Source organism: Pseudoduganella sp. R-32 (assembly GCF_049913245.1).
Lineage (GTDB): Bacteria > Pseudomonadota > Gammaproteobacteria > Burkholderiales > Burkholderiaceae_D > Rugamonas.
On sequence record NZ_CP183987.1, the window covers coordinates 5308713 to 5324875 of the forward strand.

Genomic DNA, 16163 nt, shown 5'->3' on the forward strand with positions numbered 1-16163 from the left:
CGCAGTCGGGGCACGGTGCCTGACCCTGCGGGTCAGGCACCGGTTTACCGGTTTACGCGCCGAGCAATATGATGGTCTGGATTCAATTGCAACAAGTCCCACAGGTTGCCGTACAAGTCCGCAAAGACCGCAACCATCCCGTAGTCCTGTTGCTTCGGCTCGCGCACAATGCGCACGCCCTTTGCCTTCAGCCGCTCAAAATCGCGCCAGAAATCGTCCGTGTTGAGGAACAGGAATACCCGGCCGCCGGCCTGGTTGCCGACAAATGCTTCCTGCTCCGGCTTCGACGCACGCGCCAGCAAGATGGTGGCGCCACTGCCGCCAGGCGGCGCCACGACGACCCAGCGCTTGTCCTGTTCCGGCTGGTGGGTATCATCGAGCAGCTCGAAGCCGAGCGTGTTGACGTAGAAATCGATCGCCTCGTCATAGTCGCGTACGACGAGGGCGATATGGACAATGGACTGCTTCATTAAGCCTTCTCCAGTACGAAATCGTGCACGGCATGGAAGATCTTCGCGACGTCTGCTGCATACATGCGCGACGCATTCCAGCAGTTGTATTCAACGATACGGATTCCTTCCGGTGTTTCGGCCAGGTCCATCGTGAATACCGAATGCGGCTGGTACACTTGTGCGAATTCGATCGCACTTCGCATCACGTTGGCAGGAATGTTTGCATTGAAATTCGCCTTGCCCACGAATCGGTAAAGTGATCCGGTGATGACCTGCCGGTCGACCACGAAGAAGCGGTATTCGGCGGTAATGGCCTTGCATGGCGCGATAACGGCCATTTCATCTTTCCAATTTCGCGCCTGCGGCTGGCCCGCGATAAACCCTTCGATCGTCTGCCCTGGCGCAAGAATTCCCGCATCGAATGCTTTCTCGTCCTTGCTCGGCTTGACAAACATCTCGCGATCAAAAGACTGCGCCAGGTTCGACGCAATCGGATACAGCGTGGCATCGCCGTTCAGCAACGGCAAGCCAAGGCCGGCGTAATAGGCCTGGTCGAACCTTTGCTCGTCGTAGAAAATCCCTTGCCTGAGCTGCTGCAGGTAGAGCGAACCATGTTCCACCTGCTCGGGAGTCAGCCGCTCACCCAGTTCGTCCAGGCTTTGGGCTGCATTCAATATGGCATGCAGGCGCGTCCCGCCGCGGACGATGTACTTCGACTCAGGATCCGACAGGATTTGCGCGAGATTCAAGACCTTCGTCCACGGCGGCGCAAGGCCAAAACTGTCGTGGTCGAATCCAAAACGCTCCAGTACTTCCATGGCTTCCATACGGTTTGCCATGGCGAAGCCTTCCTTTTGCACCAGCCATTTGACCTTGCCACTCATTTCCGCCGCATCCTCCGCCAGATCTTGCGCAGTACAAAGCCCGCAACAAACAGAATCAGCGACCAGGGCAGCAGGTAGGCCAGGCCAGTGATTGCGCTGGCGATGCCTTCTGACAGGTTGCTGCCAAAATCGCTGGAGGCGCGTCTGACTGGCGACCAGAAACCTCGCTGGGTGCGGGACTGGATGGAGACGTTCAGCAAGTCCATATTAACCCGCTCCATCAGGCGCGCTTCAACGCCGGTCGCCGATTCCAGTTCGCTTTGCACCGTCGCCAGTTCCTGCGACAGCTTGATCAAGGCTTCGGCGTTGTTGCCTACTTTGCTCTCCAGCGCCAGCAGCTTCTCGCGATATGAGCGCAGCATGTCGAGTCGCTTGGCGTTGTCGCGGATCGGACCTTCAAGGTCCTCCGCCGAGGTGTTACGTGAGGCAAGCTCGCCGCCTGTCGCCGCAAGTGCAATCAATTTCTCGATGCCGGGCCGCTTCACGCGAACACGGAAATGGGCGCTCGACTCCCTTCCGCCCTCCAATCCGGATGCCAACAACGTGCACTGGTTCGTCGCGTCGGCCTGGCAGGCCCCGACCAGTTTGTCGAGCAGTGGCTTGACGCCTCCTTCAGGCGAATCGACCGTGACCGAGTGTTCGTAGGCGAGATACTTGCCGCGTTGGACTCCGGCTGACGAACCATCCGTCGCCGGTCCCGCCATGCGTGCCTCCGCGACAGCGCCTGCCGCTCCTGGCGGCGGAGCATATTTCGCGGAACAGCCCTGCAGCAATAGCAGCGCAAACACGCTTGACTTTACAATGGTGGGAAGGATTAAAGTACGTTTACCCATATGACGAAAGGAACTCCAAATGTATGAACTGACTGTAGAAAACATGACATGCAGCCACTGCGTATCGGCCGTGACCGAAGCCGTGCATACAGTTGATCCGGCAGCCTTTGTCGAGGTCGACCTGAAGGGCAAGCACGTCAAGGTCAACTCGGCTTCGGCACTGGAGCCGATCAAGGCAGCCATTGTGGATGCCGGATATCCTGTTACCCGCGCGGTTTGACGCGGACGCCCTGCTCCAGTTCCGGGTAATGCCGGAATACGTCATCCTCGTTGTTGGCCAGGCGGCGTTTGGATGCCAGGTAGGCGGCGACGCGCGGACGGGCCGCCACGCGCCCGGCCAAGCGCTGCAGGCCGGGCCAACGCCCTTCATAGCCAGCCATCGCTTTCGGGAAGGCATAGCGCAAGCCGTCCAGCAACTGGAACAGCGACAAGTCGACATAACTCAGGCGGGAGCCGACAATCCAGCCGCCGCGCGACTGGTTGGCCCGCAGCACGGTCTCGAAATAGTCCAGGTACTTCGGGATGCGCTCAATCGCAAAATCCCGCGCCCGCGCCTTCGATTCCCGCGCCTGCTCCTCGTAGTACATATTGACCGAGATCGGGTGATGCGTATCGTGAGCCTCGCCAACAATGTCCGCAATGGTCAGCTGCAGCTGGTTGCACCACAGGCGCCCCGCTTCGGAGCGCGGCGCCAGCTTGTGCCGCGCCCCGAGGAACATCAGGATATTCGCCGTCTGACCGATCATGAGTTCACCGGCCTGCAGGATGGGCGGCGCGAAAGCGGCGCGCGGATCGCTGCCGCCGGCGATCAACTCCGTCATCGCCTTCATGCCGCCCTTGCCGCGCGCCACGTCAACGTAAGGAACGTCGGCCTCGACCAGCGCCAGCCGCACGAATTCTCCCCGGCCCTGGATCGTCGGCCAGTAGTAAAGCTTGTAAGGCTCCATCATTGCTCCTCCTGTGCCAGCAGCCATTCTGCGACGGCGCGCACCTCTTCGCGCGGAGCGTCGCCTTCAGGCCGCACAACATAAAAATCGAATCCGCCGAGCACCGGGCCAACCGGCGCTTCCAGCAGTCCCAACCTGATTTCCTCGCGCACCAAGGGCAAGGCAGTCAGCACAACACCTTGCCCTGCAATCGCCGCTTGCACCGCGTGCGACTCTTCCGAAAAACGCGCGCCTGTCGTGACATCCAGCTCTACGCCTGCCGCTTTCGACCATTTATCCCAGGTCAAGGCGCCCTTAAAGCCGCGCTGCCAGTCAAAGTGGATCAGCGGATGGCGTGCCACGTCGCCCGCCTTGCGCAGCTTCAGGCGCGGGCTGGCCACCGGCGCGAAGCCGGCATGCATCAGGCGTTGCGCTTGCAGCCCCGCGAAATGCCCGGCGCCACCGCGTACCGCAAGGTCGGCCGCGCCGCCGGCCAGGTCAACCGGCTTGTTGCTGGCCAGGACGTTGAGGGCAATGCCGGGATGGGCCGCGTTGAACGAAGCAAGCCGCGGCACCAGCCAGCGCGCCGCGAAGGATGGCGTGGTCGACAAGGTGACCGTGCGGCGCTGTTCTCGCCGCAGCCGTTCGACGCCGGCAGCGATGGCGTCGAACCCGCTGCCGGCTGCCTGCATCAGCGTGCGGCCCTCAGGTGTCAGCTCGACGGCCCGGGTCTTGCGCAGGAACAGCCTTACGTTCAGTGCCTCCTCCAGCGCACGCACCTGGTGGCTGATCGAAGTCGCGCTGACCGACAGCTCCTCGGCAGCGAGCTTGAAGCTTTGCAGCCGCGCCGCGGCCTCGAAGCTGCGCAGGGCGGACAGGGATGGAAGGCGGCGTTTCATGTGAAGGACTATACATGAATTCAGTTCATCCATCTGCTGCGAATTGATCGTTTGTCACCGTCTGCCGCGCAGCGCACAGTACACCCATAGCAACCAATTGGAGAGAACAATGACCACGATCCTGCATATCGATTCAAGCGCCCGGCCCGGGCGCTCCGGCGAACAGGCGCACGGTTCGCATACGCGGCGCCTGACTGCACGCTTCATCGCGCGCTACCGGCAGCTCGATAGCAGAACAGAAGTCATCTATCGCGATGTGGGAGCCGTGCCGCCATCCCCTGTGACCGGGGACTGGGTACATGCCGCGTTCACGCCGCCGGCGGCGCGCGAGCCATGGATGGTGGAAGCGCTGGCGCAAAGCGACGCGCTGGTCGACGAAGTGCTGGCCGCCGATATCATCGTGGCAGGAGTGCCGATGTATAACTTCGGGCCGCCGGCACAGTTCAAGGCCTGGTTGGATAACATCGTGCGTGTCGGCCGCACGTTCGGCTTCGACCGCTCACGTGCCGGTGAACCATATTTGCCACTGCTGGCAGATGCAGGCAAGCAGCTCGTCATCCTGTCCTCGCGCGGCGATTACGGCTACGGCCCAGGGCAACGGCTGGAGGGCATCAACCATGTCGAAGGATCGGTGCGCAGCGTGTTCCGCTACCTGGGCGTGACGCATGCATACGATGCAGCCGTCGAATACGACGAATTCGGCGACGAGCGCCTGCTGCGCTCCCTCGCCGACGCGGAAAGCGCTACCGACCGTATCGCACAAGTCATCGCCTCCGCCCGCACGCGACGCCACGCCGCATGATGAAAGTCGGGGTCAGGTCTGGCAATCCGCCATATTTTTCGCATTGCGAAAAATATGGCGGATTGCCAGACCTGACCCCGACTTTCAAATAGCTTGGCTATAATGGCCCGATGCCCGAACTCCACACCATCTTACTGCTCGCCGCAGCAGGACTTTTCGCCGGCACGCAGAATGCGTTGGCTGGCGGCGGCTCTTTCATCACCTTTCCCGCCCTGCTGTTGGCCGGGCTGAACCCGGTTGCGGCGAACATGACCTCCACGGTCGCCATGTTCCCGAGCCAGGCGACATCCGCCGTGGCTGGCCGCAAGTTCGCGGAAGGCGTGAGCGGCCTGACCTTCACGCAGCTTTTCACGATCAGTATTGTCGGCGGCATTTTCGGCGCGATCCTGCTGTGGATTACGCCCCCGACCTTCTTTGCCAGGCTGGTGCCCTGGCTGGTGCTGTTTGCCACCACCATGTTCGCCTGGGGTGCTTTCCGGCGCCAGCCGTTGCAGGCCGCTTCCAGCATGCCGAAGTGGATGCTGGCCGTTGTCCAGGCCTGCATTTCGATCTATGGCGGCTATTTTGGCGGCGGCATCGGTTTCCTGATGCTGGCCGCGCTGACCATCGCTGGCCAGCAGATCCGCGCAGCCACCGCCACCAAGAACATGCTGGCGATGGCGATGAACGCTTCCGCCACCCTGATCTTCGCCTTCTCCGGCATGATCAGCTGGGCTGCCGCCCTGGCCTTATGCGCGGGTGGTATTGCGGGCGGCCTTCTGGGTTCGTGGCTGATCTACCGCCTTCCCCCGCAACTGATGCGCATCTTTGTTGTGATCGTGGGCGCAGTGCTCACCGTGTACATGTTCCTGCGCTGATCCCAGCGTTTGCAGGATCGGGCAATCCGGCCGGTCGTCGCCGTGGCAGGTTTTAGCCAGGCTAGCCAGCGTGTCGCGCATTTCGGTCAATTCCACGATGCGCTGGTTCAGTTCATCGACGTGGCTCATCGCGATCGTCTTCACGTCCGCGCTGGCACGGCCTGTATCCTGCCATAGCGACAGCAGGTCGCCGATCTGCTCCAGCGAAAACCCGAGGTTGCGCGCGCGCTTGATGAAACGCAGAGTATGCAGGTCGTTTTCGCCGTAGATGCGGTATCCGCTGACGGTGCGCGCAGTTTCGCGCACCAGGCCAATGCTCTCGTAGTAGCGGATCATTTTGGCGCTGACGCCGGATGCGGCAGCGGCTTGTCCGATATTCATTTCCCTTACTCCTTCGAAGGCTGCCAGCGGCGCAGCAGCAAGGCATTGCTGATCACGCTGACCGAGCTGAATGCCATCGCGGCGCCGGCCAGCAGGGGATTCAGCATGCCGAGGGCCGCCAGCGGAATCCCTGCCACATTGTAGATGAAGGCCCAGAACAGGTTTTGGCGGATCTTGCTGAAGGTGCGGTGCGAGATGTCGATGGCGTCGGCCACCAGCAGCGGCTCGCCGCGCATCAGCGTGATGCCGGCAGCGTTCATGGCAACGTCGGTGCCGGTGGCCATCGCGATGCCGACGTGCGCCGCAGCCAGCGCCGGCGCGTCGTTGATGCCGTCGCCGACCATGGCAACGCGCCTTCCCTCGGCCTTGAGCCGCGCAATGGCCGTGGTTTTGTCGGCCGGCAGGAGGTTGGCTTCCACGCTGCCAATGCCGATCGCCTGCGCTACCGCTTGCGCGCTGCCCTGGTTGTCGCCGGTCAGCATCACCGTCGCGATGCCGCGTGCGTGCAGGCGCTCCACCGCGGCGCGCGCATGTTGCTTGGGCTGGTCGGCGAAGGCGAGCAGGCCAAGCAGCTTGCCCCTTCCCGCGCCGGCTTCGGCCAGCCAGGAAATCGTGTGCCCCTGCGCTTCCAGTTCGACGGCTTGCAGCTGCAGAGGCGCCAGTTCGACGCCGCGCTCCGCCATCAGGCGTCCGCTGCCAAGCAGAAGGTCGAGGCCATCGACCTGCGCAGCCAGGCCCCGCCCCGCCAAAGTCGTCACTGCGCTTGCCGTCAGCGGCGCCAGCACGTCCCCGCCCGGTGCGGCTTCCGCGTCGAGGACGGCGCGTGCCAGCGCATGTTCGCTGCCGCGCTGGATCGCCGCCGAAAGCTGCAGTGCACGGCCGGCAGGCACGCCATGCGGCAGCAATTGCGCCAGCACCGGTTTGCCTTGCGTGAGCGTGCCGGTCTTGTCGAACACCACGGTATCGACCTGGCGCGCCATTTCCAGTGCCTCCGCGTCCTTGATCAGGATGCCGTGCCGCGCCGCGACGCCGGTACCGGCCATGATGGCTGCCGGCGTGGCCAGGCCAAGCGCACAGGGGCAGGCAATCACCATCACCACCACCGCATTGAGCACGGCCTGCTCGACATCGCCCGTGGCCAGCCACCAGCCCGCAAGCGTCAACAGCGCCAGCACCAGCACCACAGGAACGAACACCGCGGCAACCTTATCGACCAGCTTCTGCACCGGCGCCTTGGCTGACTGCGCATCTTCCACCAGGCGGATGATCCGCGACAGCATGGTCTCGGCCCCTGTCGCGCTTGTGCGCACCAGCAGCAAGCCTTCGCCATTGATTGCGCCACCGGTCACGCGGTCGCCAACGTGCTTGGCAACTGGCAGGCTTTCGCCGGTAATCAGGGATTCGTCAACGTGGCTGGCGCCATCCATCACCTCGCCGTCCACCGCCACCCGCTCGCCGGCGCGGATCACCACGATATCGCCCACCCGCACCTGGTCGATCGGCAGGTCGGCGTCCGATCCGCCCTCGCGCCGCACGCGCGCCGTCACCGGCCGCAAGTCCTGCAGCGCGCGGATGGCGGAAGCGGTTTGCCTCTTGGCCCGCGCTTCCAGCCACTTGCCCAGCAAGACCAGTGTCAACACCACTGCCGACGCTTCGAAATAGAGATGCATGCCCTGCCCTCGCGCCAGCGCCAGGTACACACTCAGGCCATACGCCGCGGAAGTGCCGAGCGCCACCAGCAGGTCCATATTGCCCGCGCGCGCTTTCACAGCCTTCCAGCCGGCGCGATAGAAGCGCGCGCCGAACACGAATTGCACCGGCGTCGCCAGCAGCCATTGCAGCCACGCCGGCATCATCAGGTGCACGCCAAGCCATTCGGCGACCATCGGCACCACCAGCGGCAGCGACAGTGCGGCGGACAGGATCACGGCCACGCCTTCGGGTATGCGCGGCGCGGAATCGGCAGCCGGCGCCGCCAGCTCGCTGGCGGCATAGCCAGCCTTGCCGATGGCCTGCTGCAGGGCGGAAAAGGCCACCGGCGAATCGGAATCGACGCGCGCGGTCTCGGTGGCCAGGTTGACGGCGGCATGCGCCACGCCCGGCACGGTCGCCAGCGCCTTTTCGACGCGGCGCACGCAGGATGCGCAACTCATGCCCTCAATACGGACGGTTTGCTGGAACTGACTCATGGGATACTCCTCGCCTATGTTCTGGCGACCAGTATCAAGTATCCCACGATGGGAAGGTCAAGCGCTATTTTGCACGGACCATCGTCAGCGCACTTCGCAGTCGACGGCGCGTTGCGCCCGGTTATCGACAGCACGCGGGCCTGCCGTCTGGCTGCTAAAGACGGGCGGCGGGTTGAACTGCATGCCCGGATTTTGCGGTACTATCACGGGCGGCAGCGTCATGTTCGGCGTAAAGCCGAACTGGCCGGCATTGAAAACCTGGGTTCCCGCAGGGTTGTTCAGGTGGACCATGCCATCCAGCACCTGCACATACAGTCCCGGCGCCCGCACCGTTTCCGCCCCCGGCAACTTGCCCGCCACCGGCACGATTTCCGCCACGAACAGCGTACCGCGGATGCCGATGGTGGCCGCCGGCGTTTTCAGCTCAAATTTCTCCCTGCTGCGCTTGCCCAGCAGGCCCGATGCCGCCCGCAAGCCCCCTTTGACGAGGTTGAACTGCGCCCGGTCAGCATCCTGCTTGCCGCTGTCGAAGCTGAAATTCTCGATCGTCAGCGTGCTGCCTGGCCGCAGCGTAATTTCACTATTGTCAATAAAACGCAGCAAGGCATAGGTATTTTTCTCGGTCACCAGCGTATCGCCATTCTCGACCTCGGATTTGATGGCAAGCACCTTCACCGTGCCATCGGTCTTGCGGGCCATCAGCGGACCGCTCAACTGGACCACGGTCCCCGCTACCGGCGCCGCCAGCGCCAGCGCGGACAGCAGCCACAGTAACGCCAGCAGCAACCCCTTAGTTGCAGTACATTTTTGTAGCGGGTTCATTCTTTTTCGCTCCGGTGGTTTTGTCCTGGGCCAGCTTGTCGCCTTTATCGCCCTTCTTCGCCTGTTTGTCTTTGCCTTCGTCCGGCGAAACGGCTACCGACACCTCGCCCGGCGCTGCGGCGGTACTATTGATGACCTGGATGGTCTGGCTGATCGCTTGCTGCACGGGGTTGGTGGGTTGCGCTTCGGTGGGCGGCAGCACGAGCTGGCAGCCGGGCAGGCTGGGGTCCAACTGGCATTGATCGACCGAAGTCGGCGGCTGCACGGGCGGCGTCACGATGGTGCCATTGACGCCGATACTGCCGCCCGGCGCCTGCACCGTTCCAGCCACATAGTTGACGTCTGAACCGGCAGCCAGCTTGACATTGCCCGTGTTACTTTTCACCAGAGCGCCGCTGGCAATTGTCAGGTCGTCGGCATCGCTGCCTGTGCCCGCCGCTTCCAGCAGGATGTCACCGGAATTGGACAGCACGCTGCCGAAAATGCTGAGCGGGCTATGTGCCGTCAGCCGGATATTGCCGGTGTCGCTGCTCACGCCCCCGCCGGACGCCAAGGTCAGCGCGCCGTAGTTGTCGAGTACGATCTCGCCGCTGTTGCCGGAAGCGAGTTTCAGCTGCAACAGCGAAAGCGGGGCCGGTTTGCCGGCATTATTGCTGATGTAGATCGGCGCCGCGCCGCTGGTGGCAGTGCTTTCCGCATCCAGCTCCGCGACAAAGGTCTGCAGCGCTGCCGCCGCGGTCCCGATATTGGCGCCCGCTTTCGCCACCAGCTTGCTGGCCCGGATCGCCGCGCCGTCCGTGGCCAGGGCGCCATCGGAACGCAGCGTCGCCGTGCCGGCAACCTGGATGCCATTGATGTCGTAGCCGCTGCCCCCGGCACTATTGCCGCCCTGCAGGCGCACCACCGAGAGCGCCTGGTTGCTGCGGAAGTCAAGGTTGCCGCTGCTGACCACCGCGGCCAGGCGGGCCACCTGGTTGCCACTGTGGTCCAGCTGGACGCCGGCTCCGGCATCGATGCCAAGTTCCTGTACCTTCAGGGCCGCTGCCGCATTGGCGGTATCCTGCGTAATGCCGGCGGTGGTAATCAGGCCCAGGCGCATGGTCAGCGCATTCAGGTTGGCGGCGCCGCCGATTTGGATGGCGCCGGCGCCCCAACCCGGGTGCCCCCCTGTGCCGCTATCCGCGCCGGTGCCGCTGGTCGCGGTGCCAGGCTTGGTCCCGGGGATGGGCGCATCGCTGCCGTCGTCGCGATTGCCAATACCCAAGGTACCGGCGGCGATCCTGTTCAACTGGGTCAGCGACAAACAAGCCGTGCCGCAGGCGGCGCCGATGGTGATGCTGTAGCCGGGCGTGGCCGGCGTCAGCGAGGCCAGGCTGGCCGTCACATCGGCCGTGAAATCCATGGCATCGGCATTCAGGTGCACCACGTCCGCCTGCAACGGCGCTGCCACCTGGAGCGAGCCGGAACGCGCCTCCAGTTCCAGTTCCCTGCCGGGCAAGCTGACCGCCCCGCCAACTTTCATGCCGCTGGCAGCGGTGATGAACAGGCGCGGCGTCTTCAGCGACGCCAGGCCGGCGCCGCTCAGGTGCGTGTTGGGCGTGCCGCTTGGCCGGTCGCCGCCAAGTTCGACGGTGCCGGCACTGTCAATCCCGATCATCTCGGCTGCCATGCCAGTGCCGGCAGCCCCGCTCAGCACCACGGAGCCGCCGCGCAGCTTGATGCTCTGGGCGCTGACCATGGCAGTATTGCTCAAGGTACCGCCCGCCTCTGCCCCCAGGCCTGCGCCCGCCGGCAGCTTGACTGACCCGATCAGGTCGACATTGCCGCCGGTCTGCAGTACAAGCGACTTGAGCAGGCTGGAGCCGGACAGGTCCAATTGATTGGCCGTGATATGGCTGGCATTGGGGACCGGATTGCCGTTCGGATCGAGGAAGCCGCCGCCGACCAGCAGGTTGGGCGCCGACAACCGGCCCAGGTCGGCATTGCCCACCACCAGCCCGCCGCTATCCGATGTGGGCGTGCCTCCCACGGTGATGGTCCCGCCGCCCAGGCTGGAAACGCGGATGCTGTTGCTAGCGCTGGTCTGGCCCGCCAGGCTCATGGCGTTCGCCTCCAGGCCGACGTCGGTGGCATTCACCTGCGCACCAACTTCGCTGGCCAGGCTGCCGTTATTGGCGCGCAACAGCATCGGCCCACCGCTGACCATTGCGGTAGGCGCCAGCCGCAGCGAGCCGCCTTCCAGTTGCACCGGCTTGCCATTGCCATTCACCGCACCGCTGACTACCAGGGTGCCGAGGGCTGCCACGTGCAGGTTGCCAAAACCGCCAGTGCTGGCACTATCTGCCTGGCTCACCGCCTGGACCTCGAGCGAACCGCTGTCGAAGTAATTCAGGTTGCCAACGCCCTGGGCGCGCAGGATGTTGACCTGGTTGTTGCCGCCGGACAGGTTGACCTGCCCGCTCCCGTCCAGGGTCAGGCTGGCGGCACGCAAAGGCATGCCGTACTCTTGGTTCAGGCTGCTAGCCTTGAGGCTCAGGTTGCCGGACGTCTGCACCCCGGTCAGGCCATTCCCATACGTGAGGTTCAGGTTGCCCACGTTATTGAAGCTGATGTCGCCCGTCGCCATCGCGGCAAGCCCCATCACCTGGTTGGGGCCCGTCAGCGCCACCGACCCTGCGTTAACCAGCAGGACCGGCGCTGTGATGGAACCGTTGCCTGCAAGGGCGCCGCTGGTTTGCAGGGAAACGCCGGAGCGCGGCTTCAGCGCACCGTTGACCGCAATGGCGTTGCTGGCCAGGGTCAGCATCGCATTGCCGGCATTGCTGGCTGCCAGGTCCAGCAAGCCATCAATGCTGAGTGTGCCGTAATGCTGGCCGAAGCCGATATTCAGGTTTTGCGTATTGATGGCGGAAAGCTCCGCACCGTCCAGCGCCAGCACGCCAGGCGTACCGTCGCTCGCCTCGCCCACCTTGATGGCCGTGGTCAGGCTGTACGGATTTAACGACACGCTGTTGGCCGCTTGCACCTGGGCACCGCTGGCGATGCGCATGCTGTCGGCTTTCCAGCGCTGCTCCTGCCCCGCCACCAGGACACCCGGGCCGACGTCGATTTCAGCACCGCTCAATTCGATGGCGCCCATGCCGGTCTCAAGGCCCGCCGTCAGCTTGACGGCGCCGCTGCCGCTGGCCGTGCCCGATGCCGGGTCGTTTGCCTGCAAGCGCAGCATGCCGCCATTGGTCGCCAGCCGGCCCTTGACCATGATATGGTTGCCGGCCTGGGCCAGCAGGCCGACGCCCGGGGCGGCAATGGCAACCGGATCAACAAAGGTGATGTCATGTTTGGCCTGCAAGGTGACGTCGGCAGTCGCGCCATTCAGCAAGGCTGTGGCCAGTTCGGTGACGCCGCTGGGATTGCCCGCGTTGAAATTCGCCACGTCGGTCAGGGTGGCAGGCACGCCTGGCACCACCTTCACTTCGATATCATAGGGATCGAGCAGCCACTGGCCAAGCCGCCCCTGCACGGCGCCGGCGTCGACACGCAGGCCGCCCAGCTCCAGCTGGCGCGCCGATGTTTCCACCAGCCCGCCGTCGCCGCCTTGCCTGCCGCCGCGGGCGGAAATGCTGCCATGCACGCGCGCGGTCTCGTCGGCCCAGACCACCACCTTGCCGCCCCTTCCGCTGCTGCCGGCGTCGGCCGCCAGCACCGCATCCCTGCCCACGTAGACCTGGCGTGCATTCGGCACCTGCGGGTTGGCGCCACGGTAATCACCGCCGACCAGCACGCTGCCGCCGCCTTCCTCGCCGCTGGCATCGACCCGCGCATCGCCCGTCAGGCCGACTTGCTGCCCCAGTATGGCAATTTCGCCGCCGCGCGCCGTGGTGCGGCTGCCGCCTTCCAGCATCGTGCTGCCGCTGGCGCGCAGCAGCACCTGGCCCTGCGCGCCACGCACGGCGCTGTCGGCGCTGACGGTGCCGCGCTGCTTGACCAGCGCGCCGAAGATGCCGACACGGCCACCTTGCGCCACCAACTGGCCCAGGTTCAGCGCCTGGTCGGCAGGCGCCGATACCACCACCTGCAGCGCCGGGTTGGCGCTATCCACCAGTTGCACGCTATGGCCAGCGGCCAGCATGACCGCCCCTCCCGGCGACTGGATGATGCCGCTGTTCTCCACCTGCGGCGCCACCAGGTAGACCTGCCCACCATGCGGCGTGGCGATCTGGCCCTGGTTCTCCACCTTGCCGGCGCCCGCAGCACCCGTGAAACGCATGCGCCCGGCAAGGAAATCAGCATCGGACAAGGCCAGGCTCGACGCCACCAGCCCTTGCACGTCGATGCGCGCGCCCTGCCCGAACAACACGCCGTTCGGGTTGAGCAGGTAGACCTGGCCGTTCGACTGCAGACTGCCCAGGATGCGGCTGGGATCCTGTCCGCTGATCCGGTTCAGCACCTTGCTATCGGCGCCCTGCTGCAGGAAACGCGTCACCTCGTCGGCGCCGATCGAGAAGCTTTGCCAGTTGATGATGGTGTTCGGCGCATTGGCCACGGTGAAGACATTGCCCTGCTGGCTGAAGCTGGCTTGGCCCGCCACCACCCTGGGCGCCACTGGATTGGCTTGCGCGCTGCCGAAACAGGCGGCAATCGCCAGGCCCAGCAGCTTGCGCTGCAACGTGCTGTGCTTGCTGTGCTTCATGATGATGTCCTCAATAAGCAAGACCGATGCGCAGGTGCAGCCTGCTGCTGCCGTCGCGCCCGGTGGGGCCGCCTTGTACCACATGGCCATAATCGAGTTGCAGGTTGGCCTGGCTGCCCAGCAGCAGGCGCAGGCCGAGCCCCGTGCTGGCCACGCTGGCTGACGTCAGCTCGCCCGGCAACGCATCGTTGCGCCGCACGTGGGCACGGTCGTGGAAGGCCAGCAACCGGCATTGCCAGCGCTCGCCGCACAAGTTGGGTGTGTACAGTTCCAGGTTGACGCCTGCCCCCTTGTCGTTGGCAATTTCGCGCTCGGGCAGGCCGCGCACCGAAGCCGCGCCCCCGGCGCCGAATTGTTCGCCCGGCACCAGGGCGTCAGCGCTGTACTGGCCATTGAAGATGGCACGCCATTGCCAGTCCTGCGGCAGCAGGCGGCTGACGCTGGCGCCCAGCCGCACGATGGTGTAATCGTCGGGCGCCCCGGCGCGTGCCCGGTTGAAGTCGTCCTGGCCGCCGCGCTTGCCGCCTGGCACATTGCGCAGCAGGGTCAGCGACAGGCCGCTGTCGCCCTGCGCTGAACTCCAGTTGCCCAGGTAGCCAACGCTGAGCGGGCGCACAGTCACGTCGTTGCCCAGCTCCTGTCCCAGCAGCACCACGCTGTTGCGGAAGGCCTTCGACTCGGCACCGAACAATAGCCGCCCTTCGTAACCGGGCCTGCGCGCCAGGTAGCGGCTGTAGCGCAGGCCGAACACCGTGCCCTGCCCGCTTACCGCCACATTGAAGGCGCCCACGCCCACGGTGCCCGAGTCGACATTCGAATAGCTGGCGTACAGGTCCAGCGTATCGCCCAGCTGATACAGCGGAATGTGGTAGCCCAGGCCATAGACCTTGACCCGCCCCGGCTCTTCCGCCGAAGTGGTGTACTGCAGGCTGGCCACATGGTCGAGCCCGAATAGGTTGGCATGCTGCAGCCCCACGCCGATGCGCGCGCGGCCGGTCTGCTCCGTACCGCTATTGTCGGCATTCAGCAAAACCTTCCATGGCCGCTCGTCGGCGACTTCCAGCATGGCGTCCACTTCGTCATCGCGCCCCCCGCTTTGCAGCTTCATGGTGACCTGGCGCGCCGGATGCTCGTTGGCCAGCTTCAATGCCGCCGAGATCGCCTCCATATCCGGTACCTGGCCTTCGCGCAACGGCGGCAGCGCACGCCGCACATTGGCCTCGTCGACATAACGCTGGCCGTGCACCCGGACCTGGCCGATGCGCGTCTGAACCACGTCCAGCCGCACCACGCCGCGCGCCAGTTCCTGCTCGGGCAGCGTAACCGCGACCAGCGCGTAACCGGCAGCATGGTAGGCGGCAGTCAGGGCTTCCAGCGCCTGTTGCACATCGCCGAAATCGCGCCCGCGGCCGGTGAATGGCGCCAGCACGCGCGCCACCTGCTCCGGCGGCAGCAGTGTATTGCCGCGCACATCGTACCGCTCGATATCGAATCGAACGATGCCGGGGTCGGGGACAGGATCAGGCGCGGGAGCAGAAGAAGCCGCAGTGCAAAGGGTGACAGCAAACAGGAACGCGAGGCGTCGTTTCATATTTTCTGTTCAGGGTAAAGGTGGGCAGCAGCCATTGTCGCGCGTTGCGGCGCGAAAATCGCTGCTTGCAAATGGCGAGGAAGTCGGAACGCGGGGGACTGATGTTTTTTCGCAAATGGACAGGCTGGCGCCAGCTCACCATGCATAGCCGTAGCGCAGCGTCACGCGGCTGCGCGCATCGTCAGGCATGATGTCGGAACGCACCACCCGCCCCAGGTCCAGCTGCATGCTGGAATGCCTGTCCAGTTTCATGCGTACGCCGATGCCGGCGCTGCCCACGTTGCGGCTGCGCAGCTGGCCGTTCGACGCCCGGTTGTAGCGCAGCGCATTGCGGTCGTAATACAGCAGTGCGCGGCAATGGCGTCCGGCGCCCAGGCACAGGTCCGGGGAATACAGTTCGACATTGCTGCCCAGGCCGCCATCGCGGATGGTGTCCCGGTTTGCCATCAGGCGCAGCGCGGTCATCGGCGCCGGCGCCAGGCTGTCCAGCAGCGCGACGTCGCCGGGGCTGTACTGGGTGTTGACGCTGGCTCGCACCAGGAAGTCGCGCGGCAGCGCCTGGGTCAGCGAAGCAGCCAGGCGCATGGTCGGCATGCTGCCAGGCAGGCCGGGCAAATTCGACTGCGGATAGCTGGTGGCGGAGAAATCAAAGGCAGGCGCGTTGCGGTCGCGGTCGCGTTCGGTGCTGGGCGGTGCGGCCAGCGCACCGGTGCAGGCGGCCAGGGCCAGGATCGACACAAGGCAAGGCTTCATGATGGTTCTCCCGGCATGCAATTGCCTGGCAAACGAGCAACTCTTGTTACCTTCAGTTTAGGACATAAAGGCCTTAACCACAGC

General features: G+C 64.7%; 13 protein-coding genes and 1 pseudogene. 3 read left to right on the forward strand and 11 right to left on the reverse strand.

What is annotated here, in order from left to right:
- Positions 1 to 44 precede the first annotated feature (44 nt).
- Genes ACN9MU_RS24235 through ACN9MU_RS24245 form a run of 3 tightly spaced genes read right to left on the reverse strand, consistent with a single transcriptional unit; the run spans position 45 to position 2169 of the window.
- A complete protein-coding gene (locus tag ACN9MU_RS24235; RefSeq protein WP_426318805.1) occupies positions 45 to 470 on the reverse strand; it encodes a VOC family protein in 426 nt (141 codons plus the stop codon).
- Positions 470 to 1336 (reverse strand): ATP-grasp domain-containing protein, encoded by an 867-nt coding sequence (locus ACN9MU_RS24240; RefSeq protein ID WP_426318806.1) that lies wholly within the window; start codon positions 1334 to 1336, stop codon positions 470 to 472. The genes ACN9MU_RS24235 and ACN9MU_RS24240 overlap by 1 nt, the downstream gene beginning before the upstream one ends.
- Positions 1333 to 2169 (reverse strand): DUF4349 domain-containing protein, encoded by an 837-nt coding sequence (locus ACN9MU_RS24245; protein WP_426318807.1) that lies wholly within the window; start codon positions 2167 to 2169, stop codon positions 1333 to 1335. The genes ACN9MU_RS24240 and ACN9MU_RS24245 overlap by 4 nt, the downstream gene beginning before the upstream one ends.
- A gap of 19 nt (positions 2170 to 2188) precedes the next feature.
- Between ACN9MU_RS24245 and ACN9MU_RS24250 the strand changes: the two genes are divergently transcribed.
- A complete protein-coding gene (locus ACN9MU_RS24250; RefSeq protein ID WP_426318808.1) occupies positions 2189 to 2389 on the forward strand; it encodes a heavy-metal-associated domain-containing protein in 201 nt (66 codons plus the stop codon).
- Here the strand turns inward: ACN9MU_RS24250 and ACN9MU_RS24255 are convergent.
- Together ACN9MU_RS24255 and ACN9MU_RS24260 are read right to left on the reverse strand one after the other, a co-directional pair.
- Entirely contained in the window at positions 2373 to 3119 is a 747-nt protein-coding gene (locus ACN9MU_RS24255; RefSeq protein WP_426163339.1) for a glutathione S-transferase, read from the reverse strand. The two genes, ACN9MU_RS24250 and ACN9MU_RS24255, sit on opposite strands and share 17 nt — an antisense overlap.
- Positions 3116 to 3994: a LysR substrate-binding domain-containing protein gene (locus ACN9MU_RS24260; protein WP_426163341.1), complete on the reverse strand. Its 879-nt coding sequence runs from the start codon at positions 3992 to 3994 to the stop codon at positions 3116 to 3118. The genes ACN9MU_RS24255 and ACN9MU_RS24260 overlap by 4 nt, the downstream gene beginning before the upstream one ends.
- A 109-nt stretch (positions 3995 to 4103) precedes the next feature.
- Here ACN9MU_RS24260 and ACN9MU_RS24265 point away from each other — a divergent pair, with 109 nt between their 5' ends.
- Entirely contained in the window at positions 4104 to 4796 is a 693-nt protein-coding gene (locus ACN9MU_RS24265; protein WP_426318809.1) for an FMN-dependent NADH-azoreductase, read from the forward strand.
- A 110-nt stretch (positions 4797 to 4906) separates the two neighbouring features.
- Complete coding sequence (locus tag ACN9MU_RS24270; protein WP_426163346.1) at positions 4907 to 5653, forward strand: sulfite exporter TauE/SafE family protein; 747 nt, start codon at positions 4907 to 4909, stop codon at positions 5651 to 5653.
- A 15-nt stretch (positions 5654 to 5668) separates the two neighbouring features.
- On the opposite strand, the pseudogene cueR reads toward ACN9MU_RS24270, so the two are convergent.
- From cueR to ACN9MU_RS24300, 6 genes and pseudogenes are all read right to left on the reverse strand, one after another.
- A pseudogene (cueR, locus tag ACN9MU_RS24275) lies at positions 5669 to 6034 on the reverse strand (Cu(I)-responsive transcriptional regulator); the annotation flags it as partial.
- Positions 6035 to 6039: 5 nt separating this feature from the next.
- Positions 6040 to 8223: a heavy metal translocating P-type ATPase gene (locus ACN9MU_RS24280; protein ID WP_426163348.1), complete on the reverse strand. Its 2184-nt coding sequence runs from the start codon at positions 8221 to 8223 to the stop codon at positions 6040 to 6042.
- A gap of 84 nt (positions 8224 to 8307) precedes the next feature.
- A complete protein-coding gene (locus tag ACN9MU_RS24285; protein ID WP_426336226.1) occupies positions 8308 to 9009 on the reverse strand; it encodes a FecR family protein in 702 nt (233 codons plus the stop codon).
- 4 nt (positions 9010 to 9013) lie between these two features.
- Positions 9014 to 13735: a filamentous hemagglutinin N-terminal domain-containing protein gene (locus ACN9MU_RS24290; RefSeq protein ID WP_426336227.1), complete on the reverse strand. Its 4722-nt coding sequence runs from the start codon at positions 13733 to 13735 to the stop codon at positions 9014 to 9016.
- A 10-nt stretch (positions 13736 to 13745) separates the two neighbouring features.
- On the reverse strand, positions 13746 to 15326 hold the full coding sequence (locus ACN9MU_RS24295; RefSeq protein ID WP_426318813.1) for a ShlB/FhaC/HecB family hemolysin secretion/activation protein: 1581 nt from the start codon (positions 15324 to 15326) through the stop codon (positions 13746 to 13748).
- Positions 15327 to 15461: 135 nt separating this feature from the next.
- The gene (locus ACN9MU_RS24300) at positions 15462 to 16079 is read right to left on the reverse strand and encodes a hypothetical protein (RefSeq protein ID WP_426163356.1); all 618 of its coding nucleotides are present in this window, start codon (positions 16077 to 16079) and stop codon (positions 15462 to 15464) included.
- Positions 16080 to 16163: the final 84 nt, after the last annotated feature.